The 25,656-nt window shown below is 56.1% G+C and carries 18 protein-coding genes; 15 read left to right on the top strand and 3 right to left on the bottom strand.

Features of this window, described 5'->3' with window-relative positions; all coding sequences use genetic code 11:
* The first annotated feature begins 37 nt into the window (after positions 1–37).
* Positions 38–1,057, top strand: a complete 1,020-nt coding sequence (locus BLR08_RS12005; protein WP_072329275.1) for a sialidase family protein — start codon at positions 38–40, stop codon at positions 1,055–1,057.
* A 651-nt stretch (positions 1,058–1,708) separates the two neighbouring features.
* Here the strand turns inward: BLR08_RS12005 and BLR08_RS12015 are convergent.
* Positions 1,709–2,545, bottom strand: a complete 837-nt coding sequence (locus tag BLR08_RS12015; RefSeq protein WP_176835499.1) for an AraC family transcriptional regulator — start codon at positions 2,543–2,545, stop codon at positions 1,709–1,711.
* A gap of 222 nt (positions 2,546–2,767) precedes the next feature.
* On the opposite strand from BLR08_RS12015, the gene BLR08_RS12020 reads away from it, so the two are divergent.
* The 8 genes from BLR08_RS12020 to BLR08_RS12055 all read left to right on the top strand — a co-directional run bounded on the left by BLR08_RS12020 (position 2,768) and on the right by BLR08_RS12055 (position 15,317).
* Complete coding sequence (locus BLR08_RS12020) at positions 2,768–4,201, top strand: LamG-like jellyroll fold domain-containing protein (RefSeq protein WP_072329272.1); 1,434 nt, start codon at positions 2,768–2,770, stop codon at positions 4,199–4,201.
* A 33-nt stretch (positions 4,202–4,234) separates the two neighbouring features.
* A complete protein-coding gene (locus BLR08_RS12025; protein ID WP_072329271.1) occupies positions 4,235–6,031 on the top strand; it encodes a family 43 glycosylhydrolase in 1,797 nt (598 codons plus the stop codon).
* 225 nt (positions 6,032–6,256) lie between these two features.
* On the top strand, positions 6,257–8,032 hold the full coding sequence (locus BLR08_RS12030) for a cache domain-containing sensor histidine kinase (protein WP_072329270.1): 1,776 nt from the start codon (positions 6,257–6,259) through the stop codon (positions 8,030–8,032).
* 13 nt (positions 8,033–8,045) lie between these two features.
* On the top strand, positions 8,046–9,650 hold the full coding sequence (locus BLR08_RS12035) for a response regulator transcription factor (protein WP_072329269.1): 1,605 nt from the start codon (positions 8,046–8,048) through the stop codon (positions 9,648–9,650).
* 126 nt (positions 9,651–9,776) lie between these two features.
* On the top strand, positions 9,777–11,381 hold the full coding sequence (locus BLR08_RS12040; RefSeq protein ID WP_072329268.1) for an extracellular solute-binding protein: 1,605 nt from the start codon (positions 9,777–9,779) through the stop codon (positions 11,379–11,381).
* Positions 11,382–11,414: 33 nt separating this feature from the next.
* A complete protein-coding gene (locus BLR08_RS12045; protein WP_072329267.1) occupies positions 11,415–12,371 on the top strand; it encodes an ABC transporter permease in 957 nt (318 codons plus the stop codon).
* Between the two features lie 11 nt (positions 12,372–12,382).
* Entirely contained in the window at positions 12,383–13,279 is an 897-nt protein-coding gene (locus BLR08_RS12050; RefSeq protein WP_072329266.1) for a carbohydrate ABC transporter permease, read from the top strand.
* Positions 13,280–13,298: 19 nt separating this feature from the next.
* A complete protein-coding gene (locus BLR08_RS12055; protein ID WP_072329265.1) occupies positions 13,299–15,317 on the top strand; it encodes an alpha-L-arabinofuranosidase C-terminal domain-containing protein in 2,019 nt (672 codons plus the stop codon).
* A gap of 147 nt (positions 15,318–15,464) precedes the next feature.
* Here the strand turns inward: BLR08_RS12055 and BLR08_RS12060 are convergent, their stop codons facing one another.
* Positions 15,465–17,000: a sulfatase family protein gene (locus BLR08_RS12060; RefSeq protein WP_072329264.1), complete on the bottom strand. Its 1,536-nt coding sequence runs from the start codon at positions 16,998–17,000 to the stop codon at positions 15,465–15,467.
* Positions 17,001–17,104: 104 nt separating this feature from the next.
* Between BLR08_RS12060 and BLR08_RS12065 the strand changes: the two genes are divergently transcribed.
* Positions 17,105–17,956, top strand: a complete 852-nt coding sequence (locus BLR08_RS12065; RefSeq protein WP_072329263.1) for a helix-turn-helix transcriptional regulator — start codon at positions 17,105–17,107, stop codon at positions 17,954–17,956.
* Between the two features lie 35 nt (positions 17,957–17,991).
* On the opposite strand, the gene BLR08_RS12070 is transcribed toward BLR08_RS12065, so the two are convergent.
* The gene (locus BLR08_RS12070; protein ID WP_072329262.1) at positions 17,992–18,900 is read right to left on the bottom strand and encodes an ArsR/SmtB family transcription factor; all 909 of its coding nucleotides are present in this window, start codon (positions 18,898–18,900) and stop codon (positions 17,992–17,994) included.
* A 153-nt stretch (positions 18,901–19,053) separates the two neighbouring features.
* On the opposite strand from BLR08_RS12070, the gene BLR08_RS12075 reads away from it, so the two are divergent.
* From BLR08_RS12075 to BLR08_RS12095, 5 genes are all read left to right on the top strand, one after another.
* The gene (locus tag BLR08_RS12075; RefSeq protein ID WP_072329261.1) at positions 19,054–20,817 is read left to right on the top strand and encodes a glycoside hydrolase family 2 protein; all 1,764 of its coding nucleotides are present in this window, start codon (positions 19,054–19,056) and stop codon (positions 20,815–20,817) included.
* A 23-nt stretch (positions 20,818–20,840) separates the two neighbouring features.
* Complete coding sequence (locus BLR08_RS12080) at positions 20,841–21,728, top strand: MBL fold metallo-hydrolase (RefSeq protein WP_072329260.1); 888 nt, start codon at positions 20,841–20,843, stop codon at positions 21,726–21,728.
* A 132-nt stretch (positions 21,729–21,860) separates the two neighbouring features.
* Positions 21,861–22,154: a hypothetical protein gene (locus tag BLR08_RS12085; protein ID WP_072329259.1), complete on the top strand. Its 294-nt coding sequence runs from the start codon at positions 21,861–21,863 to the stop codon at positions 22,152–22,154.
* A 179-nt stretch (positions 22,155–22,333) separates the two neighbouring features.
* Positions 22,334–24,181, top strand: a complete 1,848-nt coding sequence (locus BLR08_RS12090) for a cache domain-containing sensor histidine kinase (protein ID WP_072329258.1) — start codon at positions 22,334–22,336, stop codon at positions 24,179–24,181.
* On the top strand, positions 24,153–25,649 hold the full coding sequence (locus tag BLR08_RS12095) for a response regulator transcription factor (RefSeq protein WP_072329257.1): 1,497 nt from the start codon (positions 24,153–24,155) through the stop codon (positions 25,647–25,649). Before BLR08_RS12090 ends, BLR08_RS12095 begins: the two co-directional genes overlap by 29 nt.
* Positions 25,650–25,656 lie beyond the last annotated feature (7 nt).

The following is a 25,656-nucleotide window of genomic DNA, read 5'->3' on the forward strand; positions in this document are numbered from 1 at the left end:
AGAAACGGTAGCCGTCTAAAATGAGGAGATGATGAGATTGCTGCAGCAAATGGAGCTTTTTGTATCGGGACGGGACGGTTATCACACCTACCGGATTCCGTCACTGCTCGTAACCCGAAGCGGAACGGTGCTTGCCTTCTGCGAGGCGCGGAAAAACGGCGGCGGCGATGCCGGCGATATCGATATTGCGCTTCGCAGAAGCTTCGATCACGGCAGCACCTGGGAGCCGTACCGGATCATCGCGGATCTCGGAGCGGATACGATCGGCAATCCGTGCCCGGTGCAGGACCGGAATACCGGTACGATCTGGCTGGTGCTCTGCCGCAACGCGGAGGACGGCCATGAGAAAGATATTTTGGCAGGGAAGACGGCGCGCGGGGTGCTGGTGATGAAAAGCGAGGACGACGGGGAAACGTGGTCCGAGCCCAAGGATATTACCGCTGCGGTGAAGCGTCCGGAATGGACGTGGTATGCGACCGGCCCTTGCCATGCGATCCAGCTGAAAAGCGGCCGTCTGATCGTTCCGTGCAATCATGCGGCGCTGCAGCCGGGGGAGGAGCGCTCCGGCCCCTATACCGCGCATGCGATATACAGCGATGATCATGGCGAGAGCTGGCAGCTGGGGGGCATCATCGGAGAGCATACGAATGAATGCGTCTTGGCCGAGCTGCCCGACGGCACGTTATATATGAATATGAGAAGCTACCATGGCCGCAACCGGCGGGCTGTGGCCACGAGCAAGGACGGAGGGCTAACCTGGTCCGAGATTACGCTGGATAAAGCGCTGGTCGAGCCGGTTTGCCAAGCGAGCGTAGTCGAGGACGGGCAGGGGGGATTGTTGTTCTCGAATCCGGCCAGCGCCTTGAGGGAGAACATGACCGTCCGGGCGAGCAGGGACGGAGGCAGGACGTGGGCCGTTGAGCAAGAGCTGCATGCAGGTCCGGCGGCTTATTCGGATCTGGCCGTGGCCGGGAACGGTGCGGTGTTATGCCTGTATGAATGCGGCGAGCAGCGGCCCTATGAACGGATTACGCTTGCCCGTTATTCCCGAGTATAGGAAGTGTAGTGCCGCATGATTCCAAAGCAGTTTGGCTGATTGTTCATGACGCATATGGACGACGAGGATACGATTGAGGAAATCAACACCGGCGCGAGCCGTGGAGTCCGGACGATCCGGAGCATCTACAGCGACGACGATAGGGTCGCGCAGCCGCCGCAGAGAGGCAATGATCATTTTAATTATATCCTTAGAGAGGGTCTGCTATCCGGCAGGCCTTTTTGCGCGTATCAGAAAGTTCAGCGGAGTTGGAACGGAACTGAGCGACTCTAAACGCACGAAATCGACCGGATTCCTTTTGTAACGGAACTAGGAGCCCCTTACAACGAGAAACGGCCCATTGTTCGCTCCTTTTGCCCGTCTGAGGGTCGCTGAGTTCCGTAAGAATGGCAAGGGCGTGAGAAAAGCGGCTCTAAGAGTCGGAGATTTCCGTTACAGTTTCAGGCGCGCCATGCCCCTCTCGTCCGTCTATGCGTAGGGACGCCGTCAGGCGTTCTTCTTTACATTGCGCGCCTAGTCAAGCCAGGCAGGTTAGCGGCGGACGGGTGAGTAACATCTAGGCAACCTGCCTGTAAAATCGGGATAACTACCGGAAACGGTAGCTAAGACCGGATACAACCGGCCGGTGGAAGTCCGGTCGGACATCTCGCCTCACATGGAACTCAATTGCTTGCGGAAGGCGCTTGGCCGTATGCCGGTTTTGCTATGGAACATGTTGGAAAAGTAATGCGGATCGGCATACCCGAGCCTGTAGCCAATTTCGCTGATGGTCAGCTGGGTATTCAGCAGCATCAGCTTGGCCGACTCTATTTTTTTGTCGATGACATAGTTGTAAAGCGTAGTTCCGACCTCTCTCTTGAACAGCCGGTTCATCTGCTTGAAGGAAATGCCCAGCTGGGCGGAAAGCCGTTCGGAATCAAACGGTTGAAGAATACCGTTGTCCAAGCATTGCTTGATGGCGTGAACGGCCGGGGACAAGGCTTCTCCCTTTCTGCGCAAGGCCTCGAAGAGGCTGACATGGATGCGCATCACGATCACCTGAAGCTCCTTGTGCATGTCTTCCACGGACGCTGCGTCCATGCCGGCAATCGCTTCACGAAATAACGGCTCCAAGCCCGCATCCGCAACGACGACATGGGAGCGCAGCTGATAGGCCTCGAGCAGCTCCAGCACCAGGTTGCCGCTAATGTTCAGCCATATGTAGCTCCAGGGCTCGGGATGGTCCGGGTCTGCCGCCACTTCATGATAGCAGCCTGCAGGGAGCAGGAATACATCTCCTTGGCGGGCTATACAGGCCCGGCGGTCCACCTGAACACGCCCTTGTCCGGACAAGACGAAGCCGAAGACGGTAATTTTCGCAAGCTTGCGGATGTTGCGGTAATCCGGGTCGCAGTAGTTAACGCCCAAAAACTGCACGCTGACAGGAGGGGGCGAGCCAAGCGGAGGCAGGTGGTATATGGGGCCGTGCTTTCCGGGTTTGTTCAGCATCGTCATCGGACCTTTCTCAGGCTGGAGGCTTGTTGGTTCTATGACAGTATTCTAGCATGATTTGCCGCGACTGGACATGGAACCATGTCCTTATTCCTCACTTTTGAGTGAATTATACGTATTCATTGCATGGCCTGACCCATAATAAAATGGGAGCAGAGCCATATGCAGCAGCATGTCTCATGCATGCGATAATAATATGACGTAAAAGGGGGCGCCACCGTGCTTACTTCCAGCCATAATCGACAACATGCCTTCCTTATGGGCTACTTCCGCTCCGGTCCCGGACAAAGCCATAAGGCGGAACAATTGCATTACGCCTACAGCCGCGACGGCTTGCACTGGTATGAATTGAACGGGAACAAGCCCGTCTGGACTTCCAGCCTGGGCGAAGGCATACTCAGGGACCCGTTTATCAGCAAGGGTCCGGATGGCCGATGGCATCTTGTATTTACGATTCGCCCGCGCGGGTCTTCGATCGGATATGCGAGCTCGGACGATCTGATCTCCTGGAGCGAGGAGAAAGCGCTGCCGGTCATGAATGGGATTCCGAATACGGTGAACTGCTGGGCGCCCGAATTCGCATACGATCCGGCTCATGAAGATTTTCTCGTGTACTGGGCCTCAAGCATTGGAAAGGATCTAAGCAACAGCAAGCACTACTGCGCGCGGACCAAGGACTGGTCGGCGTTTACCGGGACTCAGCTGTTCTACGATCCGGGATTCCAAACGATCGATGCGAGTCTGGCCGAGCATGAAGGGCGTTTCTATATGGCCGTGAAGGATGAAAGTTATGTCTATGAGCCGCTCAAGTATCCGCACCCGCCGATGAATTACTTAGCTGTATCCGACCGGGTGGAAGGACCTTATGAAAGAGTCGCGGGCGTGCAAACCCCGGATTATACGGAAGGGCCCGAGTTTCTCTGGATCGACCGGGAGAAAAAGTGGCTGCTGTATTATGACTACTGGGCTTACGGCAAATTCGGCGTCATGGAATCGGCGGATATGCGGCACTGGTCCGGGGAACTGGATGAGAGCAGAGTCCGCTTTCCTTACGGGGCCAGACATGCGACCATGCTGCCGATCGGCGAACAGGAGCTTCTCCGGCTGCTCGACGCATACGCCTTGTTGGCCCATTACAGGACGCCTACGTTTTCCCCTGTCAGGGTTGCCGCTGAGGAGCCTGAAGGGTTTTTCCACAAAGCCTTCTCCCTGCGAACCGTCGTGATGGATATTCGCCCGCGGTCTGCTGCCGGTACGCAGGTGCTGCTGGATGAGGGCGATTCGGAGAACGGCCTCGCTCTACGAATCCGGGAAGGCTGCCTGGAAGGGGCGGTATGCTCGGCCGGCCGCCGCTTGACGGTTGCGGCGGAGTCGGTCAGGCTGGAGCCGGCCGTGTGGAGCCAGGTTGCGATTACCTACGACGAAGGCCGACTATGTCTGTATGTAAATGGGACTCATGTCGGAGAAGGACGCGCTTCTTTTTCATTGGTGAAGGCCCATGACGGGGCAGGCGGCTACGGGGGGAGATTTGGAGCGGACGCGTTTGGCGAGGAAGACGGCCGGGCGGCCTTCGACGGAGGCATACGGAATGTGCGCGTCTACTCGGTCCCCCTGCAGATAGAGGATATGAAGCTGCTGGCAAGCTCCCTATAAATTTCACTACGCATGGAGAAAGGAAACCCTATTATGAACTCATCTTTTATTCATCAGCCTCCCCATCCTGAGACGGAATGGTCCGCTTGTACCGGTTATTCCGAATCGGCTGCCCGGATCGAACCGCTGCTGGACGTGTCCTTGCAGGATGCCAGCATATGCGCCGGTCCTGAAGGCATGTATTACTTGACCGGGACGACAAGCGGCGCGGATGTGCAGGTCTGGGCATCGCCGGACTTGAAGGCATGGACCGGACCGGTCTCCGTGTGGCGTCTTGAGACAGAAGGCACATGGCAGAAGCCCCAGCAGCATGCGGAAGGCGGCTGCGGCCTCTGCTCGCCGGAAATTCATTATATGCGAGACACGTTTTGGATCAGCTACGGCTTGCGGCAGGGCGGCACCGGGCTGCTGCGCAGCTCGTCGGGCTCCATAGAGGGGCCCTATCTAGATATGGGAAGGATGTCGGAAGACGGTCATGACGCCTCGTTATTCGAGGACGAAGACGGAGCCGTATATTGGGTGTACGGGAACGGCAAGATTGCCCGGATGCAGGACGATATGGCGGGTCTTGCCGAGCTTCCGAGACTGGCGCAGGTGCAGCCCTGGTGGAGCGCGGGCCGGGAGGATCATCCGGCGTACAGCCGGAACTCGCAGATCGGCTCGCATGGGGCATCTGTCATCAAGCGGGACGGCTATTATTTCTTGTTTGGCGCAGATGCGCTGAAGCGGATGGACAGCGATGCGATCGATACGTTTGCAGCGGTCAGCCAGGCAATTTACGGTCCGTACAGCAGACGGTATTTGGCAATACCCCATGGAGGACAAGCCGCTTTATTTACCGGGCACGATCAGCAGCTGTACGCGTCCTTCTCGGGCTGCGGCAGCTATTCGCCGGTCGAGCGCATGCCCGCCGCCGTGCCGATGACCATGGCGGGACCGGGCTTTATCAGGCCGTCGGAGGATGCGCTGCTCGAGAAGGGAGCCGTGGGAAGCCTGAAGCCCGCCGCCGACTTCCGGATTCGCGACCCTCATATCAGCACCGGACCGGACGGCACTTATTATTTGACGGGGACCTCCAATGAGCCGCATGGCAACTTCTGGGACCGGAACAATCAGCTTCATGTGTGGAGTTCGCCGGATTTGAAGGAATGGCGTCATGTGGCGAAAGTATGGGATCTTGCGGTTAACGGCACCTGGGAGAACAATATCTACGAGCATCCTTGTCTCTGGGCGCCGGAGATGATTTATTTGCACGGGACGTTCTGGATCACGTATTCGCTGAAGGGCGGCGGAACCGGCTTGATTAAAAGCGTGTCCGGCCAAGCGGAAGGGCCTTACATCGATATGGGGCGGATGACCAATACGGACATCGACTCCAGCTTGTTCCAGGATGATGACGGGCAAGTGTATTTCGTCTGGCAGGACGGCATGATCGCCAGAATGAAGGACAATATGACGGGGTTTGCCGAAATGCCGCGCAAGCTGCTGTGCTCGGATGGGCAGCGGGTTGGTTATGAAGGCGCATTTATCGTGAAATATAAAGGCAAGTATGTGCTGGGGGCGGCCGAGTGGAACGGCGACAAGCGGGTGGACGGCACCTACGATCTGATGTATGCCGTGGCCGACCATCTGTATGGCCCTTATACGCCTAGACGGCTTGCGGTGCCTCACGGGGGTCACGGCACGATGTTCATCGACCGCGAAGGCAAGCTCCGCTCGACGTTGTTCGGCAATGACCGGACCGCTCCTTTCCGGACGCTGCTGGGGATCGTGCCGCTCGAAGCCGAAGCGGACGAACAGGGGATGCGCATAGACCCTTGCGCCGAATAGGCTGGAGCCTTGAGCCCGGGTCCAACAACCGGGCTGATTGGCTTCGATCTGGACGAGATAGAAGACAAGCCGTTCGAATTGGTGTATCCTTGGAGTAAGGGCGGCGCCATTGAGGCCGCCGATAGGCTTCAGAGCATATAGTACAGTCCGTCTTCCTTCGGGAGGACGGACTGTTTTGGTCGCTGGATGTAAGCGTTTCTAACAGGAAGGGGTGTTTTCGGGCCAATGAAGTTTTTCTCCGTCAAAAAGCTGATTTCACCTGGGGTAAGCATACAGGGGAAAATCTTTGTTGCCTTTACGCTTGTCACGCTGCTCGGCATCGTGGCCGTGACCAGCAGTGTGTATGTCTACATGAGGGAAACGGTCAAAAAAAATGCGGTTACGTCAGTCAAGGAAAGCATCAGGCAGGCCGATGATTCGCTAAACCTCCGTCTGGAGGAGATCGGCCAGTTAAACACCGTGGTCGTGACGAACAAAACGGTGCTGGACACGCTGCTGAGCGCCACGGAGGAACCCAGCTACGAGTGGTTCCAGGAGCAGCGGCGGATCGAGGAGGTGTTGTCCGCGGTCATCGCCTACAAGCCTTATATTACGCGAGCCGCCGTCATCGGGCTGAACGGAAAAGTGTTCTACGTCGGCTCGCCCTGGCTCGACAACAGCATCCTCCACACGCCGATGATGAACGATATTTTGCACCAAGGCTCGGTACGCGCGTATTTTCGCCAGTCGGGCTCGGGCGACGCCATCGTCACCGGCCGGCAGATCCGCTATAACCGGCAAATTATCGGGATCGTCATGTTCGACCTTAACGACCAGTTTATTCGCAAAACCTACGATGTCAAGCCGACGTCGGACAGTATGCTGTATGTGATCGACGAGAATGAAGAATTTATTTACGAGCCCGGAACCGGAGGGCTGGAGAAGGAAACGGTCATCAAGCTTAACCGGGAGCTGGCCGGATCGAACGCTTCGGTGGAGAAGACCATCGATCAGAAGTCCTACTTGGTGATCAGCCGCCAATCGGAATATACCGGCTGGTCGACGCTGGCGCTCGTGCCCATGCCGTCGCTGCTGACGGAAACGGTGCGTATCCGCAATATGATCGCCCAGGTCGCCATTGTCGTATTTATTTTGATCGTGATCGGCACTTCGCAGGTATCCTCCCGGATTACCCGGAATATCCGCAGGCTGAGAGCGATGATGATGCATGTGATGGAAGGCAATATGTCGCTGCCGACGGTCGAAATTCGTTCCCGGGATGAAATCGGCCAGCTGTATCAGGCGTTCAAACGGATGGTTGAGGAATTAAAACGGCTGATGGAAGGCATCCGAACGACCGAGCGGGAGAAACGCGAGGCGGAGCTGGCTGTGCTGCAGGCGCAGATCCGGCCCCATTTTCTGTATAACACGCTTAACACGGTCAAATATTTGGCCAAGCTGAACGGAGTGCCGAATATCGTGGAAGTGTCGGAATCGCTGATCGAGCTGATGCGGGGAGTGCTCGGCAATTCGAATGAGTTTCTGTCGCTGCAGGAGGAGCTGCAGTATGTTCGCAGCTATGTCAATATTGAAAAATACAAGTATGTGGAGCCCATACATGTGGATATACAGATCGAGGACGAAGCGCTGCTGCGCTGCAGGGTGCTCAAGCTGATGCTGCAGCCGATTGTGGAGAATGCGATTATTCACGGGGTCGCGTCCTCGGAGCACGGAGGGTTTGTTGTCATCCGCATCTACGGGGAGCGCAAGGAATTGCGAATCGAGGTCCGGGATAACGGCCAGGGGATGTCGGCCGAGCAGATCGAGGCGCTGTTCGATGCAGGCCGGAACGGAAGCGGCACACGCTTCAGCGGGATGGGCATCCGCAATGTGCATGAACGCATCGTGCGGCTGTACGGCGATCCTTACGGGGTATTCGTCCATAGCGAGCCCGGCGCCTATACGAGCGTGCTGATCAAGTTTCCATGGCTGGCCGGGGAAGGCGAAGACGCCACAACATAGGGGGGATGGAACGATGTATCAAGTATTGCTGGCGGATGACGAAGCCTTGGCGCGCAACGATGTGAAGAGCATGCTCGAGTGGGAGAAGCACGGCTTCACCATATGCGGCGAAGCCCATAACGGCCATGCGGCGCTCGCCCTTATGGAGGAGCGGGTTCCGCATATTGCCATCCTCGATGTCAGCATGCCGTCCATGAACGGACTGGAGCTCTGCGGGAAAATCCGGGAGCGCTACCCGAGGGTCAAGATGATTATGCTGAGCAGCTACGACGATTACGATTATGTGCGGGATTGCCTCAAGCACGGAGCGATGGATTATGTGCTCAAGCATCGCTTGAGCCCGGACACGCTGTTGTCGCTGCTGAAGAAAGCGGCTCAGGCTTTGCAACTGGAGGAAAGGGAGCATGAGGCCCGCCATGCCCAGACGCAGATCATGGAGCAGCTAAGCCCGGTCATTCACCGGGAGTACGCGGCCAGCCTGGCCAGGGAAGCGCAGGCTGGAGGAGACGAGCTGCAGACGTATGCCCAGGGACATGAGTTGTATGCCGATGCCGTTACGTTCGGAGCGGCAGCCGTGCAGATCGTGCCCTTTCGGCTGCTGACCGAAGCCATGACCGATGTCCAGAAAAACCGCTGGGTGCAGCGGGCGACGGAGGTCATGCAGATGGCGGTCGGCGACATTCACAGACGGACGGTCGGGTATGCGGGAGAGGGGCGCTTTATCGTCCTGTTCTCATCGCCGGAACGAAGCGAGCACGCGGTCGCCACGCAGATCAGGCAGGCGATGAGCAGTCTGTCCCATTCCCTGGAGAAGTTTCTTAACCTGAGCTGCATTTATGCGGCCGGACCGCTGTGCAGGAGCTTGAAGCAAGTGAAGGCCAGCTACACCCAGGCGAGCGAGGAAATTCACGGGCAGCTGTATCCGGACTCCGGCACGGCAGGCCAGAGAGAGCCGCTGCTGCTGGAGGAGCAGAAGCAGCTGCAGCTGTTTCTGGAGCAGCTGGACGGGGAGCGCATCCAGCAGGCGCTTGCTGCGATGTTCGCCTCCCAGAGAAGCCAGCCGGTCTACGCGATGAACGTGCAGACGATGGTCTGCGACATGCTTCGGATGGCGGAAGCGGCTCTGAAGCGGCAGCTTCCGCTAGAGACGATCGAGCAAAGCGAGCTGCTTGCTCCGCGGAGCGAGCTTGGCAGAATGACCGGCATGGCCGAGCTGGAGCGCGGTCTGGCGGCTTATTATGCCCGGGTTGTCGAGGGGCTGAGGAAGCAGCAGGCCGGGGGAGGCGCTTATTCGCGGCATGTGGCCAAAGCGGTCCAGTTCATCGCGGACAACTACGCCTCCAATATCTCGCTGGATATTACGGCGCAAGCGCTTAATCTGAACGCTTCCTACTTAAGCAGATTGTTCAAGGAAGAAACGCAGATGACGTTTACGGAATATTTGAACCGGGTTCGCATTAAAACGAGCTGTTTGCTGATGGAGTCTTCTCCGCACTCCCTGAAGCAAATCAGCGGCTTGGCGGGATTTGTTAACTATCCGTATTTCTTTAAAGTGTTCAAAGCGATAACCGGCATGACCCCCCAAGCATATATCGATCATTTGAAACAGGTCAAATAAATAGAATGGAAAGTCATATATTTGGAATCATCGGGAAAACCGCATGACTTATAATTAATTTAGCCCCAGGGAAAACGCTTTCTTTCTTGAATGGGCCGAAAACAACTTGAAGCGGAGGACAAACAGATGAAAAAAAATTGGGGGACGGTACTGCTTTCCACATTGGTCGCTTCCGGTTTGACGCTGACCGCCTGCAGCAGCTCGGAGCCGGCAGGCCAGGGCGACAAAGGAAATACAAGCGCGGGCGCTGAGAAAAACGTGTCGGCGGACGGATTTCCTATTGTGAAAGAGCCGCTGAAGCTGAAGATGTTTACGCGAATTGCGCCGGCTAACGGGCCTTTCAAGGACATGCCGGTGTTTCAGGATTATGAGAAGCTGAGCAATATTCAAGTTGAATTTATCGAGGCGCCGACGGACGGCTTCGCGGAAAAGAAGAACCTGTTGTTTGCCTCCAATGAGCTGCCGGATGCCTTGTACCGTTCCGGTCTGACCCCTCTGGAAGCGATTCGCTACGGCTCGGCCGGCCAGCTGATTCCGCTGGAAAAGCTGATTGACCAGTACGCGCCGAACCTCAAGAAATTGATGGAGACGTATCCGGAGATCCGCTCGGCGATTACGACGCCGGAAGGCCATATTTATGCGCTGCCCGGAATTGTAAGTGTCAATGCGGCCAGAACCGATAAGCGCTGGATGAATCAAAGCTGGCTGAAGAAGCTCAATCTGAAGGAGCCTGAGACGACGGAAGAGCTGTACGAAGTGCTGAAAGCATTCCGGGATAAAGATCCGAACGGCAACGGCAAGCAGGACGAAATTCCAATGACGGCTCGCGCAAGCGGCGGACCTGGATTAGGCATCCCGGTTGCGGATATTATGGGCGGATCCTTCGGCTTGAATAAACAGCTCGGTTACTACATTAATATTGAAAATGACAAGGTCCAAATCTGGATGGGCAATGACCGGAATAAAGAGCTGTTGATGTATTTAAATAAGCTGTATTCGGAAAAGCTTCTGGATCAGGAGGTCTTTTCGCAGAAGGAAGCGCAATATTTGGCGAAGCAGGCATCCGGCAACACCGGCTTCTTCTTTGATCAGACGAACAATCCGATGCTTGGCGGGAAAGTGAACGAGCAGTATATCGGTATTGCACCAGTCAAGGGGCCGCATGGCGACAGGCTGCAGCTGTCGGCTCCAGTACCGCGGGATTTCGGAGCTTTTGCCATCACCTCGGTGAACAAGCATCCGGAAGCAACGATGCGTTGGATCGATTATTTCTATAGCGATGAAGGCGCCACCTTGCTGCGGTTCGGTCGCGAGGGCGAGAACTATGAACTGCGAAACGGAATTCCTTACTATACGGATGCCTTCCTGGCGACAGGCAATCAATCCAAAATCACCCCTTACGCCGGAGGCGGGGCGCCTCACCTGATTAGCGAAAAGGTGGCTTCTTTCATCAACCCGCCGCAGGTGCAGGAAGCTCAGAAGAAGCTCGATCCTTATATGAATAAAACTCTGTATGCCGCTCCGATGTTTGACGAAGCGACGGCCCAGAAAATCAACGTGCTGCGCAATGATATTGACAAATACTACGAAGAACAAAGCACGAAATTTATCGCAGGAGCTCTTGGCTTCGACAAGTGGGAAGAGTTCCAGGCCACGCTGAAGAAAATGAAAATCGACGAGCTCCAGAAGCTGTATCAGGACGCTTACGATAAGATTAAAGCACAAAAATAAAAACGCTGCCAGATTGGAGCTGGAGGGCTGTACATGAAAGTCACGGCACAATCCGCAGGCGCTGCGTCTAGGCCGAGGTCTAGACGCTCCAGCCTGCTGAGATCGATGGCAAGCCGATACGATCTCTACTTAATGCTGCTTATCCCGGTCGCATGGTATCTCGTGTTTCACTACGGACCGCTGTACGGGCTGCAGATCGCGTTCAAAAACTTTAACCCGGCCAAAGGAATTGTCGGCAGTCCGTGGGTAGGGTTTGATCATTTCATACGATTTGTCGATTCTTATTATTTCTGGAGACTGCTCTGGAATACCGTATCGATTAACTTGTTTTCCTTGTTGTTTGCCTTTCCTATTCCGATCTTGCTCGCTTTGCTGATCAATGAAATCCGCAGCAAGGCGTTCAGCAAGGTCGTGCAGAACATCACCTACATCCCCCATTTTATTTCCGTAGTCGTCATGGTGGGTATGCTGATGCTGTTTCTGTCTCCGCGCGGAGGTCCTGTCAATACCGTCATCGAGATGTTCGGCGGAGAACCGGTGCGGTTCCTGGATTCGGCGGCCTGGTTCAAGTCGATTTTTATCGGATCCAACATCTGGCAAAACATGGGCTGGCAATCGATCATCTATATTGCGGCTCTGAGCGGAGTCAATCCCCAGCTGTATGAAGCGGCCAAGATGGATGGAGCGAGCCGGCTGCGCCGCATCTGGCATGTATCACTTCCGGGCATTCTTCCCGTTGTCGTCATTTTGCTGATTCTGGATGTCGGGCACTTCATGAATGTCGGCTTTGAGAAAATTTTGCTGATGCAAAACAACCTGAACATCGAATCCAGCGACGTCATCTCCACCTTCGTCTATACGACAGGCATTCTTAAGGGGGAGTACAGCTATACGGCTGCCATTGGCTTATTCAACTCCGCCGTTAACTTGGTGCTGCTGATTCTGGTCAACCGCTTTGCCCGCAAGAAAGCCGAAACAAGCTTATGGTGAGGAGAGGCAATATGAGGAAGGAACTAACTTACAAGAGCGGAAAGTCGGATGAGCGGGTGTTCGACACCGTCGTCAACATCCTGGCCATCCTTATCGTCGTCGTCGTGCTGTATCCGCTGCTCTTTATCGTAAGCGCCTCGTTCAGCGACCCTGCCCGGGTGTTGAACGGTGAAGTGTTTCTGCTGCCCAAGGGCATTACGCTGGATGCTTACCAGAACGTCTTTCAGAACGGCCAAATCTGGAACGGATACCGGAACACCCTGGTGTATACGATTATCGGTACGGCGGTCAATGTACTGATGACGACACTGGCGGCTTATCCGCTCTCCAGGCCGGACCTGCCCGCCCGGGGCATCCTGATGTTTGTGATCACGCTGACGATGTTTTTCAGCGGAGGACTGATTCCGTCGTATCTGCTTGTCAAAAATTTGGGCATGGTCGACACGATGTGGGCGCTGATTATCCCAGGCGCGATTGCCACCTATAATTTGATTGTGATGAGAACGTATTTTCAGTCCAGCATTCCTTGGGAGATTCAGGAGGCGGCCCATATCGACGGCTGCTCGAACTGGAAGCTGCTGACCCATGTCATCCTGCCGCTGTCCAAGCCGATTTTGGCGGTGATGGTGCTGTTCTACGCGGTTGGCCACTGGAATTCCTACTTCAATGCGCTGATCTATATCCGTACGAAGGACCTGTATCCGCTGCAGCTCGTGCTGCGCGAAGTGCTGATGGTCAGCCAAGCGGACGCGGTGGACAGCAACGTCGGGATGGAGTCCAAGGTACTGCTCGCCGAAAGCATCAAGTATGCGGTCATCATTATTTCCAGTTTGCCGGTGCTGGTGATGTATCCGTTTGTGCAGCGTCATTTTGTCAAAGGCGTGATGATCGGCTCTTTAAAAGGATAAGGGAAGGAAGAGATCGTTCATGCTGCAAGTTAAGGCCAGGATTCAGGTAAATGCGAATCAAGTTGGTAAAGACCGGATAAATCCTTACTTGTTCGGGCATTTTGTGGAGGACATCCGCGATCATATGGAAGCTATGCTGGCTCATCCGCTGGCGGATATGGATTTTGAAAGCACGGACCAGGCGTACCGGGGGCTGTCGGGAGGCTGGCGTGCTTATACGAACGGGAAAAGCACCGTCTATGGACTGGAACCGGCCGCCGCCTATCACTCCGGCCACAGCCAGATGATCCGGATCTTCAGCGATGACGAGGCTTATGCGGGCATCTGCCAGCCGATCTCGGTAAAGCGGGACCCGGCGGGTTATGCCTTGGCGCTGTACGCGAGAGCTTCCGTGGAGATCAAGTGGCTGGTCGCCGAGATTGCGGACAAGGCGAGCGGAGAGGTGCTCGGTTCGGCGCGCATCCCGTTGTCGTCCGGGCATACGTGGGCGCACTATGAGTCGCGTATCGCGCTGGAGCGGGACTGCGAGCAGGCGGAGTTCCGGCTGTATGTGCCGACGGACCATGAGCGCTGGCTTGATCACGTCTCCACGGGGATGCTGTGGCTGGATCATGTCTCGCTGCTGCCCTCGGACAGCGCCGGTTATGTCCGTTCGGAGGTCATGGAGCTGACCCGGGAGCTGAACGCCGGGATGATGCGGCTGGCGGGCAATTATATCAGCGCTTATCATTGGCGGCAGGCGGTCGGTCCCGTGTATGAGCGGCCCTGCGTGGTAAATGAAGCATGGGGCGGGTGGACGAATAAATATTTCGGCACGGATGAATTTATCCGGTTCTGCCGGGAGCTGAACGTCGAACCGCTGATCTGCGTCAACGACGGCTCGGGAACGCCGGAGGAAGCGGCCCAGTGGGTGGAATACTGCAACGGGTCCGCCGATACGCCGATGGGCCAGCTGCGGGCCGAGAGCGGCCACGCCGAGCCGTATGGGGTGAAGTATTGGGAGATCGGCAATGAGGTATGGGGGCCGTGGCAGGTCGGTCATTGCAGCGCCGAGCAGTTTGCCGAGCGTTACGTGCAGTTTGCCCGGGCCATGAAGGCGACGGACCCCGGCATCAAGCTGATGGCCTGCGGAGATGTCAACATGGCATGGAACCGGACCGTCGTCGAACGGACCGCCGAATATGCCGATTATTTGACCCTGCATCTGTATCACGGTTATCCGCGCTTCGGGATGAATGAGCGGACGCCGAAGGACGAGCGGTATAAAGCGATCGTATCGTTTCCCGAATGGACCCGGGAGTCGATGCGGCAGGTCAGGGAGCTGCTTGGTTCTGATTCCCGGTATTCCCATCTGAAAGTAGCTATTACCGAATATAATACGATGTACAGTCCGAATACCATTCGCAAAGGGCTTCCCCATGAGCATACGCTCGAAGCGGCTGTGGCGAATGCGGCGAATCTGAATGAAATGATCCGCAACGCCGACCTGGTGGAGATCGGCAGCTTCTCTGATCTGGTGAACGGCTGGCTGGGCGGCTGCATCCGGGTAGGCGACTTCTATGCCGATCAGTTCCGCGGTAAAGCGAAGGGCTGGAGCGGGAAGTCGCTGGGCGTATACGGCACACCGACTTATCATGTCATGAAGCTGTACGCCAACCGCGATCTGGGCCATCTGGTGGAATGCCGCACCGAAAGCGGCACGTTCCAGGTGAACAGCGCGGTGCCGGCCTCCGTCAAGCTGGATGAGCTGCCGGAGCTCGATGTTGTGGCCAGCCGGAGTGCGAGCGGCGACAAGCTGACGGTATTTATCGTAAACCGCAGCCTGGAGCCTGTCTTGACGGAGGTGGAGCTGGACGGCTTTGCCGGATCGGGCGCCGCCCGGTTGTTCGAGATCACGGCGGACGATTATGAAGCGATCAATAGTCCGCAGCAGCCGGAAGCTGTCGTATGCACGGAGCGGGAGGTGCCTGTCTCCCAAGGGAAAGCGACACTGGAGCTGAAGGCGTCATCGGTGTACGCGCTGGAGCTGTCGCAGTAGGCTTACAAGCACGAACCGTGCGCTGGATGTGCCTAAGCGGATAAGCCATGCACCAAAAAGGTCGAGCTCAGGGGCAAGTGGAAGCCCTGGCTCGACCTTATTTGCGATGCGGGGAGAAAGCCCCGCCCTCTGTGCATCCGTTACTTTCTACGCGTGATGAATACGGGGCATCGGCAGCGGCTCTTTGCCCAGCTCCGCCCAGATGTATTTGAGCAGCAGCTCGGACTTCAGGGCGGAAGCGCCGGGGTCGTTCCATAAGTTGCGAAGCTCGCCGGGGTCCTCCTGCAGATCGAACAGCTCGCCATAGGTCTGATTGTAATAAACGGTTATCTTATACCGCTCGTCTACGTAAGTTTTCTGGTGGATCGTCGTAGGCTCATGGCGGAACTCGCAGATGGCGTGATCCCGCGCCCGGCTTGCCCGCCCGGTCCATACGTCCCGCTGATCGACGCCGGTCATCGCAGGAGGAACAGGAAGCCCGCAGAACGACAAGAACGTCGGCGCCAGATCGACGAGCGATTGCATCGCGTCCGACACATGTCCGGCAGGAACATGGCCGGGGTAGCGGACAAGGAAAGGAAGCTTGATCAAATCCTCGTAATGAAAGCCGCCCTTGGCCTGCAAGCCGTGCTGCCCGAAGAAATGCCCATGATCCGTCGTGAAGACGACGATGGTGTTATCCGCAAGACCCAGTTCGTCGAGCTTGTCCAGGATGCGGCCGATATATTTGTCCATCATGCTGATCATGCCGTAATAAACGGCTACCAGCTTTTTTTTGTCGGCATCCGTGAGCCGGAATTTCGTTCCGTACTCATAATAATGATGAGAACGGTACCCGTGTATGCCAAACCCTGTTTCCTGCAGGTCGCTGAAGTCCGGCTGCTCCTCCTGCGTTTTGCCGAAATGAGGCGGATTCTGATCATGCTCCCCGGGCACCATCTCCGGTATGGTCAAGGAATCCGGATCGTACATGGTATCCCATGGCTCCGGCACCAAATATTCCGGATGAGGGTCAAAGAAGCTCGACCACATAAAAAACGGCTCGCCGGATTTCTTATGCTCCGTGAGCAGAGCGTTTGTGCGTTCCGCAATCCAGGTGTTGTAGTGATATTTCTCCGGAATCGGCCAGGTGTAGGTAAGGGCCGGGTCCATCGTGCCGGTAGGGGCGAGGAAATAATCCCGCCAGTTCGCACATCCCTGCTCCTCCAGCCATAACGCATAATGCTGCCCGACATGGGCTTCATTCGTATGATTTCGTGCGAGCTCGACATGATCGAAGCCGTAGAACGGTTCATCGAACGTTCTCCAGTAATCCAGATCCTGCAAAATAGGGTACGCTTCCACAGAAGGATATTCGGGCGTTGACTTCAACGGCTGGAAATGGGCTTTGCCGATCAGGGAGGTGGAATATCCCGCTGCTTTAAAGTCCTCGCCGACCGTATGACGGTCTTCGAGCAGCTTGGTGCCGAGTGTCCAAGCGCCATGCTGGCTCGGATACATGCCGGTGATGATGGAAGCCCGGCTGGGCGTACATGTAGGATTCGGGCAATAAGCCCGGGTGAACGTCGTGCCCTCGCGCACCAGGCGGTCGAGATTTGGCGTTTGGACTTCAGGGTTGAAGGCCCCGATCGTATTCCAATGCTGTTGATCGCTTGTAATTAACAATATGTTAGGTTTATTCATCGTGAGAAATCGCCTCCTGCTATGATAATATTAGAAATAGCGGAAGAAACATATAGCATATTGTTGTACGGTTATTATCATTTTGTCAGGTGGGAGGGGCAGAGATGGAGGAATACGAGTATGAGTATGCGGACTTTATTTACTACACGCCGCGGGAGCTGGACAAAGCCGGTCAGCTATGGCCGATCCGCGGAGGCCGCAGTATAGCGAAGCCGAATTATAAGGTAGGGCCGAAACGAATCGATTGCTATAGCCTTCATCTGGTTCAGGAGGGGGAGATCTGGCTGGAGTTTCAAGGCAGGCGCGCCCGTGTCGGGGCCGGACATCTGTTTTGTTTATTTCCGGGCTTGACCTACCACTACTCGATTGCCGCTTTGGCCGCGCCGCTGCGCTTCAGCTGGATCGCGCTGGATGGACCGAGGGTCAGGGAGCTGCTGCAGTTGGCGGGCCTGTCGCCGGAGGCTCCGTACAGACAGCAGGTCGATTATGCGGGGATAGGGGAGATCATAGCGCAGATGCACGGGTTGATGGGGCAGGCCGCCAGCTGGAAACCCGGCGTTTCCCTGGAGCTGCAGAGCTTGCTGCTTGCCTTGTTCGCCCGCATGACGCCGGAGCTTGCCCCGAAGCCAGAGACCGAGCCCGCCGGCTGGATTCGGTCATGCATCGACTTTATGGAGCTGCATGCCGCGGAAGGCGTATCCGTTCAGCAGGTGGCGGCCTATGCGGGCGTACACCGATCCTATTTTTCCAGTGTGTTTACCCGCGAGGTCGGGCTGTCTCCGCTTGGCTATCTGCAGAAAATCCGGATGGAAAAAGCAAAGCAGCTGCTCCGGGAAACCGATGCGGCCGTCACCGAGATTGCGCTGTCACTCGGCTATCCGAGTTTATTTTCATTCACGAGGGCGTTCAAAAATTATTGCCGCATGTCTCCGGCCCTGTTCCGGGGGCAAAAATAAAGCCTGGGCAGAGGACGTCTGCACAAGCTCTAGCTCTACAACGCGATCGTGACCCGGATATCCTGCGGATAGTTGCCGAAGCCTTTGCCGAACAGGCTTACGCCTCCGCAATGGGCGGCCGTCTCCGGACAGGCGATGCGGAAGCGAAGCTCTTGTCCTGCCCGGATGCCGAGCTGGCCGATGGCAACGTCCGAGAACCGGATTCCGTCGATGAAGGTGCCCTCTTGGGTGATGGAGATCGTCTTTTGAAGCCCGTACTGGGTATCATTCCACCAGGAGGGCGTATACACGCCGCGTCTGCTGCCGAAATCTCCCGGGCAGGTCCAGGTGGCCACATCCGTATCATTAACGGAGAAAGTAATATCCGACGGCCAATTCTCGTTATACTGTGGCGCTTCCGAGCAGAGCTCCAGCGAGATCGTCATGCTGGAGGCTTCCGCCCTGCCGACCAGATAATTCGGAATCCGGTATTCGACGAAGCCGCTGGCGAACCATAGATGCTCAGCCTGCGTATGCTCGGGATCATCGAAATAACGCGGGTCGTCCATCATACCGATGCGCTTCTCCGGGGAGGCCAAGCCGCAGGTAGGCTGAACCTGGTACCGGATGTACTGCCCGACCGGGATATCTACCGTATAGCGGGTCGTATCCGGGCTCTTCTCCAGAACCGGAGCGGTGCGCAGCACGAGCACCAGCTCGTCCATATTCAAGGAGCAGCGCTTCTGCGTTCCGCGCTTGCCGACCATACTCTCCGTAGAGACGATCCCGGCTTCCTCCAGCTTCTGAATATGCTTCGTAATGATAGCGGAGGACAAGCCAAGCGCCTCCGCCAGCTCTCCGATATTATAAGGCCCCCCATTGAGCAGCTCGATGATTCGCACCCGGGTTTCCGAAGAAAAGCATTCCAGCACGTTCATATTTTTAGTCGTCACATCAAGTTTCATCACTAAACACTCCTAACCGGTCTGATCTGATTATATAACCCGTTTGTTAAATAATCAACTTTTGGATTGACATAAACAAAGCATAGTTTTATTATGATTAACAGATACATCATTAAGTTAATTATTATATTAATTAAATGGAGGCATCGCGACATGAGTCAAACCGTTGCAAGACCCGAATATCCTCGCCCGCAGCTCGTTAGAGAGCAGTGGCTTAATTTGAACGGAACCTGGGAGTTTGAGTTTGACGATGAACGTATCGGGGACGACAAGCAGTGGGGAGCGGGGAACGCCGCGTTTACGAAAACGATCCAAGTTCCATTCGCTTACCAAAGCGCGCTGAGCGGAATCGGAGAAACGGATTTTCACGACCTGGTCTGGTACAGGCGCAGCTTCACGATTCCGGCAGATTGGTCCGGCTCCAACATCGTGCTGCACTTCGGCGCTGTCGATTATGCGGCGACGGTTTGGGTGAACGGGCAGCAGGTCGCTTTCCATGAGGGCGGACATACGCCGTTCCAGGCGGATATTACACGGGCGCTTAAGCCGGGTGAAAATGTGCTGGTCGTACGCGCCGAGGATTTCAGCCGCGATGTGACGCTTCCGCGCGGGAAGCAGTATTGGAAGCCGGATTCGGCCTCCATCTTCTATACAAGAACTACGGGCATCTGGCAGACGGTCTGGATCGAGCCGGTGAACAAGCTGCATATTCAGAAGCTGAAGTTCAAGCCGGATATCGATCGGAATGAAATTCAGGTCCGCACGTTCCTGAGCCAGGCGCCAGTCGGCTGCCAGGCCGAGGTGCGGGTGGACGTCCGCTTTAAGGATGAATACTTTGCCAGCACGACGTTCAGCGCGCATCACGCCGAAGAAGCCAGAACGATCAGTCTGCATGACTTCAACGATCATGGCCTCGGCCGCTGGTGGTCGCCGCATAAGCCGAATCTGTACGATGTGACCGTGACTTTGCTGGTGGACGGTCAAGAGGTCGACACCTTGGAGAGCTACTTCGGCATGCGGAAAATTTCCATCGAGGCGGGCAAGGTCATGCTGAACAACCGGGTGTATTTCATGCGGCTAGTCCTTGACCAAGGCTATTTCCCTGACGGCATCCTGACCGCGCCGACGGATGAAGCGCTGAAACGGGATATCGAGCTCGCGAAGGAAATGGGCTTCAACGGGGCGCGCAAGCATCAGAAGATCGAGGACCCGCGGTTCCTTTATTGGGCGGATAAGCTGGGTTATCTGGTATGGGGCGAGATGGCGAACGCCTATCAATATTCCGAAGAATACGTACGTCGTGTGACGACCGAATGGCAGGAAGCGATGGAACGCGATTATAATCATCCATCGCTCGTCGTCTGGGTGCCGATCAACGAAAGCTGGGGCGTGCCGAACATCCTCATCGACAAGCGCCAGCAGCAGCATGCGCTGGCTATGTACCACATGACCAAGTCGCTTGACGACACCCGTCCGGTTGTATCCAATGACGGCTGGGAGAGCATGAGCACCGACCTGCTTACAATCCACGACTATGCCTGGAAACGGGAAGATCTGGAAGAGCGCTACGCTACGCTGGAAGCTACGCTCGGCAAAAAGCCTCATCGCCGCGAGGTGCTTGTCGGAGGCACGGCCTATGAAGGACAGCCGATCCTCGTGACCGAATTTGGCGGCATCGCGTTCAAGAAAAGCGACTGGGAGGGCTGGGGATACTCCGGCGCGGAAAATGAAGAGGATTTCCTGAAAAAGCTGGCCGATGTCGTGGAGCCGTTCCTGCTGTCGCCGCATGTTCAGGGCATCTGCTACACCCAGCTCACCGACGTAGAGCAGGAAATTAACGGCCTGCTGACCTATGACCGGGTGCCGAAGGCGCCTCTGGAGAAGATCAAGGCGATCTTTAACGGTCCGGTTAAATAAGGATCGCAGGATGGAGGTAGACTATGGCGCTTGATCATAACGGCCCGGCCCGCACGCCGGACAGCTTGATTGACGAGATAAGAAGCAGCGCCCCGCCGAACGGCTGCTCGGCCATCTGGTTTTTCGGACAGGCCAGCGTCGCGCTGAAGGGACGGGAGACCGTCATTCATGTCGATCCTTTTTACTCCGACTATCTGGAGCGTCAGCAGGGGGTAAAGCGATGGTATCCTTCCCTGCTCAAGCCGGAGGATATTACGGCGGCCGACCTCGTCCTGATTACTCACGAGCATGAGGATCATCTGGACCCCTGGACCTTGAGCGCGATTGCGGCGCAATGTCCGCAGGCGGTGTTTATGGCGCCGGCTGTCTGCCGGCCGATTCTCGAATCGGAATGCGGCATTCCGGCTGAACGCATCGTGGATGCGTTGACCGGGGAGTGGATCGAGCTGCAGAGTGCAGGGGGCGAAGGCGTACGCATCAAGCCCGTGCCCGCCGCCCATGAAGCTTTGCGGACGACGGGCAGCGAGCGGGAGCACCGGTATGTCGGCTATTTGATCGAGCTGAACGGAGTGAAGCTGTATCATGCCGGGGATACGACCGTATATCCCGGACTTGCGGACTTGCTGCGGGAGGAGCAGATCGATGTAGGCCTGCTGCCGATTAACGGGAGAGATTACTTCCGGGGCGAGCGCGGGCTGATCGGGAACATGAACTACCGCGAAGCGGCGGAGCTGGCGTCAGCCGCGCAGATCGAGACGGTCATTCCCCTGCATTATGACGGATTCGCGGGCAATAGCGAGAAGCCCGGCTATTTCGTGCAGGAGCTGTATGAACGTACGCCCTGGCAGAAATGCCATGTGATGGCGAGAGCGGAGCGTTATGTGTACGTTTCCCCCAGAGCCTTTGTCTAAGAGAACTAAAAGTTAAACGATAGCCAGCCGAACCCCTCCAGATGGAGGGGTTCGGCTGTTTGGCGTTTGTGGCAATATATGGTAGAATTTCAATGCGCAAGTACACTATTTATCCGCAGGTGGTGCAGATTCATGGAGAATATCCATTATCTTAAGAAAAACGATTGCTTGTATGTCATGCTCACATCGAAAAAAGCAAAAGAACCCTGTGAAGTTCTTACATTTCCATTGGGAAATTACGCTTCTATTGACGAAGCTTTGGAGCAATGTATCGTTTATGACATAGCCAGCGAGGAAGATTTCACGACTTTCAATCACTTATTACCAACTCATAGGGGCGTCAAGCTTAGCGAGCTCGGGTATTTCTTTACGGAGAAATTTTACAACGAAATGGTAAAGGTAGTGATGACACAGGAAGCTATATGATCGAAGCATTAAGCCCGTCCACCGGCCAATTAATCATTGTCTAACGCAGACGGTTTTATTATGATGAGGGTACCGGATTTCCGGCAGCCCCGGCAAGGAGTTACGGCAGGCTGCCGTCAGCAGGCCGGACGGACTGCCGCAAGCGGCGGCTGGAGCCCGGCGCGAAAGGATGGATGCCTTTGCTTCGGATCATTCGGTTTTTGAAACCGTCTTCATTGAAAAATCGGCTGTTTGTCGCGTTCCTGCTGCTTATCATTTTGCCCTTCTTCGCGCTGCAGGTGCGCAATCATATCCAGATCAAGAGCTTGTACGAGCAGCGGATCAGCGAGCAGAGCCAGGTTCAAATCGATCAGATGAAAGAGGCGTTCGAGGCGCTGAAGACGAGTATGCTTATGACGGCTTTGCAGCTGGAGAAGGAGCCGGGCGTCATCGCAGCTTTGCATCAGGCGGAAGCTCCCGAGCAAGGCGCGCCAAGCGTCGTTTCGCCTAAAGCCACGAATCCGGAGAACCCTGTCGTGCGAACCTTTCTGTCGCTGAAAAGCCAGTTTTTCTCCGCAGGAGATCAGATTCATTACGCCTTAAGCGACTTGAACGGAAAGCTGTACCTCTCTTACGAGCCTGCCGGAGACCTCGGCTATGAGCAGGTAATGCCGCCGGATACGGCCAGCCGGTTGTTGTCGGGAACGGAGCCGGCCTATATATGGGCCGACGAAATGCTGACCGACGCCAATCTCAAGGACAGCCGAGGCTCGCGGATGCTCGTGCTGTATATGCCGATAAAGGGCTCGGACTCCCTGCCGGCGGGACTGCTGCGCATCAGCTTCGACTACCGTCAATGGCTGAAAAGCTACTCGAACCATTTTCTTATTCAACAAGGATATTATGTGCTGGACCAGCAGGGGGAGGTGCTGTATATGAGCGACCCTGCGAATTCGATTCCCCGGGATATCGGCGACATGGTCAGGCGCCAGCAGGAGGACCCTCACCGGACCTATATCGTGCATGCAGCTACATCGTCCATTATTAACAGCAGCTATATTCCCTCCGTCGGCTGGTATATTGTGGCGCAGTTTCCGCTGGAAATTTTTTTCGGAGACATCCGGGCCATGAACCGGCAATATATGATTACGTTTGCGTTGTTTACGCTGTTGTTTATCGTTATCACCTTCTTTATCCTGTCGGCGATCACAAGACCGCTGCTGCTGCTTAAGAAAAAAATGTCCGAAGTTATCGTTAAAAACTTTCAAACCTCCATTGCGACCGATCATTATAAGGGGGAAATGCTGGAAATTGCGGACACCTTCAATACGATGACCAAGGATTTGAACCGGATGGTCAATCGCTTGAAGATGGAAGAACGCCAGCGGGAGGCGATCCGCTTTCAGATGCTGCTGCAGCAGATGAACCCGCACTTTCTGCTGAATACGCTGAATACGATCAAATGGAATGCGATGGCCAAAGGGGATCAAGCCAGCGCGGATATTTGCATATCGCTCGGGAAGCTGCTCGAGACAAGCTTGAATTCGGAGGCGGACCTGATTCATCTGCAGGAAGAGCTGGGGCTGGTGGAAGCTTATGCCGCTATCCAAAATTTCCGCTACGATCACCGCTTCGAGGTGCGTTACGAATATGAGGAGGCTCTGGGCTATGCGCTGGTGCCGAAGCTGTCGCTGCAGCCGCTGGTCGAAAATGCGATCCAGCACGGCTTCGCCAAGCTGAAGTCGGGAGGCGTCATTACGATCCGCATCCTGGAGCAGCCGGGCGCACGGCTTGTGCTCGAAGTGGAGGATAACGGTACCGGGCTGCAGAAGGCGGCTGCGGCAGCACCCTCCTCGCGCAAACGGAAGCCGATCGGCATTAAAAATTTGACGGAGCGGCTGCAGCTGCTGTTCAAAAGCGATGCCAGTCTGGAGCTGACCGGGCTTGAGACCGGCACGCTCGTCCGGATGCGCATACCGCTGCTGATGGCCAAGCCTTATGGAAACGGAGGACAGCCGAATGTGGAGAACATTGCTCGTGGAGGATGAGCCTTTCGTGAGAAGGACGATCGTCCAGCTCATCGACTGGCGGCAGATGGGGTTTGAAATTGTCGGCGAAGCGGATGACGGCGAGGAGGCATGGGAGCAGATTCAGACGCTCCAGCCGGACCTTGTGATCACCGATATTATGATGCCGAATATGGACGGCCTGGAGCTGCTGCGGAGGGCCAAGGAGCATGGCTTTGACGGCCTATTCGTCATGCTGACCTGCATGAACGAGTTCGAATACGCGCGCCAGGCGCTTGAATACGGCGCCAGCGGGTATGTGCTCAAGCTCTCCATGAGTCCGGCCTCGCTCCATCAGACACTGGACAAAGTACAGGCGGCGCTCATGAAGCAGGAATCGCAGCGCTTGGGCATTTCGTTTCATCAAGGCTATGAAGCGGTGTGGAGTACGCTTACGGGGCACCCCCGGCTCAAGCAGTCTGCCGAAATCAGGGAGCATCCGCTGCGGCCCTGGCAGGCAAGCCGATACCGGTACGTAGCGGTGTGCTCGGTGCTGCATGGCGGCGAACGTCCGGCTGACAGCTGGTATGCGAAGGCGTTTGGCATCAGGGAAGGCCCGGAGACGGTTCTTCATACGTATTCGCGGCTTGGAACGACTACGTTCTTCTGCTGGTCGCTTCGTCCGCTCCGAACCCAGCCGCCATCGTCCGGCGAGCTGCCCGGGCCGGCGGTTTATTCGGACTTCGTGGAAGAGAAGCAGTTTCCGCACGTGTGGGCTCAAGCGCTCTGCCGGCTTAGTCCGCACTGGTACGGCGGGCGTCCGGGGCTGTTCCGGCTTGAGGCGGCTGCGGAAGAACCGGCCGTTCGGGACGCTCTCGTCTGGAAGCGGGAAATGGAGCTGTATCAGTGGACCGAAGCCGGCAAGCAAGAGGCTGCCGCCGAATGTCTCAGACAGGCTGGCGAGGAAATGGAGCGAAGCGGAACTCCCTGGTTTACGGTCAAGGAGCTGGCGCTGCGGATCGCGGGCAACGTTCTGCAGCAGGCGCCCGAAGCATGCGGACCCCTGCAGCGGAAGCTGACGGAGGCGTCCCGGCATCACGAACTGATGCATGTGCTTAAGGAAGCCGTGCTCCAGTTTATGGCGGAGCAGGCGCGAACGGGCTTTGCCAAGACCGATCATCTGGAAGTAAATGCGGTGATCCTCTATATTCACGAGCACTTCGAAGAAAATATTACCGTGAAGTCGCTGGCCCGGCAGGTCAATATGGACGAGAAGTATTTGAGCGGCGTATTTGCCAAAAAAACGGGTGAGCCGCTGATTCAATACATCCAGCGTACGCGGATCGACAAAGCGAAGCATCTGCTGACGGAAACGGCGCTGCCGGTCAACGAGATCGGTGAGCAGGTCGGCTTTGCCAATGCCAACTATTTCTTCAAGATGTTCAAGCGATGGACCGAGCTGACCCCGAATGAGTACCGGAAGCAATACGGGCGCAGGTTCGAGACATAAGGAAGGT

It is taken from the genome of Paenibacillus sp. cl123 (genome assembly GCF_900101595.1).
GTDB lineage: Bacteria > Bacillota > Bacilli > Paenibacillales > NBRC-103111 > Paenibacillus_G.

What these genes read in the sequence shown, in the direction of transcription:
- BLR08_RS12015 (WP_176835499.1), bottom strand. Translation starts at nt 2,545, where the DNA reads ATGCTGAACAAACCCGGAAAGCACGGCCCCATATACCACCTGCCTCCG.
- BLR08_RS12025 (WP_072329271.1), top strand. Translation starts at nt 4,235, where the DNA reads ATGAACTCATCTTTTATTCATCAGCCTCCCCATCCTGAGACGGAATGG.
- BLR08_RS12030 (WP_072329270.1), top strand. Translation starts at nt 6,257, where the DNA reads ATGAAGTTTTTCTCCGTCAAAAAGCTGATTTCACCTGGGGTAAGCATA.
- BLR08_RS12035 (WP_072329269.1), top strand. Translation starts at nt 8,046, where the DNA reads ATGTATCAAGTATTGCTGGCGGATGACGAAGCCTTGGCGCGCAACGAT.
- BLR08_RS12040 (WP_072329268.1), top strand. Translation starts at nt 9,777, where the DNA reads ATGAAAAAAAATTGGGGGACGGTACTGCTTTCCACATTGGTCGCTTCC.
- BLR08_RS12045 (WP_072329267.1), top strand. Translation starts at nt 11,415, where the DNA reads ATGAAAGTCACGGCACAATCCGCAGGCGCTGCGTCTAGGCCGAGGTCT.
- BLR08_RS12050 (WP_072329266.1), top strand. Translation starts at nt 12,383, where the DNA reads ATGAGGAAGGAACTAACTTACAAGAGCGGAAAGTCGGATGAGCGGGTG.
- BLR08_RS12055 (WP_072329265.1), top strand. Translation starts at nt 13,299, where the DNA reads ATGCTGCAAGTTAAGGCCAGGATTCAGGTAAATGCGAATCAAGTTGGT.
- BLR08_RS12060 (WP_072329264.1), bottom strand. Translation starts at nt 17,000, where the DNA reads ATGAATAAACCTAACATATTGTTAATTACAAGCGATCAACAGCATTGG.
- BLR08_RS12065 (WP_072329263.1), top strand. Translation starts at nt 17,105, where the DNA reads ATGGAGGAATACGAGTATGAGTATGCGGACTTTATTTACTACACGCCG.
- BLR08_RS12070 (WP_072329262.1), bottom strand. Translation starts at nt 18,900, where the DNA reads ATGAAACTTGATGTGACGACTAAAAATATGAACGTGCTGGAATGCTTT.
- BLR08_RS12075 (WP_072329261.1), top strand. Translation starts at nt 19,054, where the DNA reads ATGAGTCAAACCGTTGCAAGACCCGAATATCCTCGCCCGCAGCTCGTT.
- BLR08_RS12080 (WP_072329260.1), top strand. Translation starts at nt 20,841, where the DNA reads ATGGCGCTTGATCATAACGGCCCGGCCCGCACGCCGGACAGCTTGATT.
- BLR08_RS12085 (WP_072329259.1), top strand. Translation starts at nt 21,861, where the DNA reads ATGGAGAATATCCATTATCTTAAGAAAAACGATTGCTTGTATGTCATG.
- BLR08_RS12095 (WP_072329257.1), top strand. Translation starts at nt 24,153, where the DNA reads ATGTGGAGAACATTGCTCGTGGAGGATGAGCCTTTCGTGAGAAGGACG.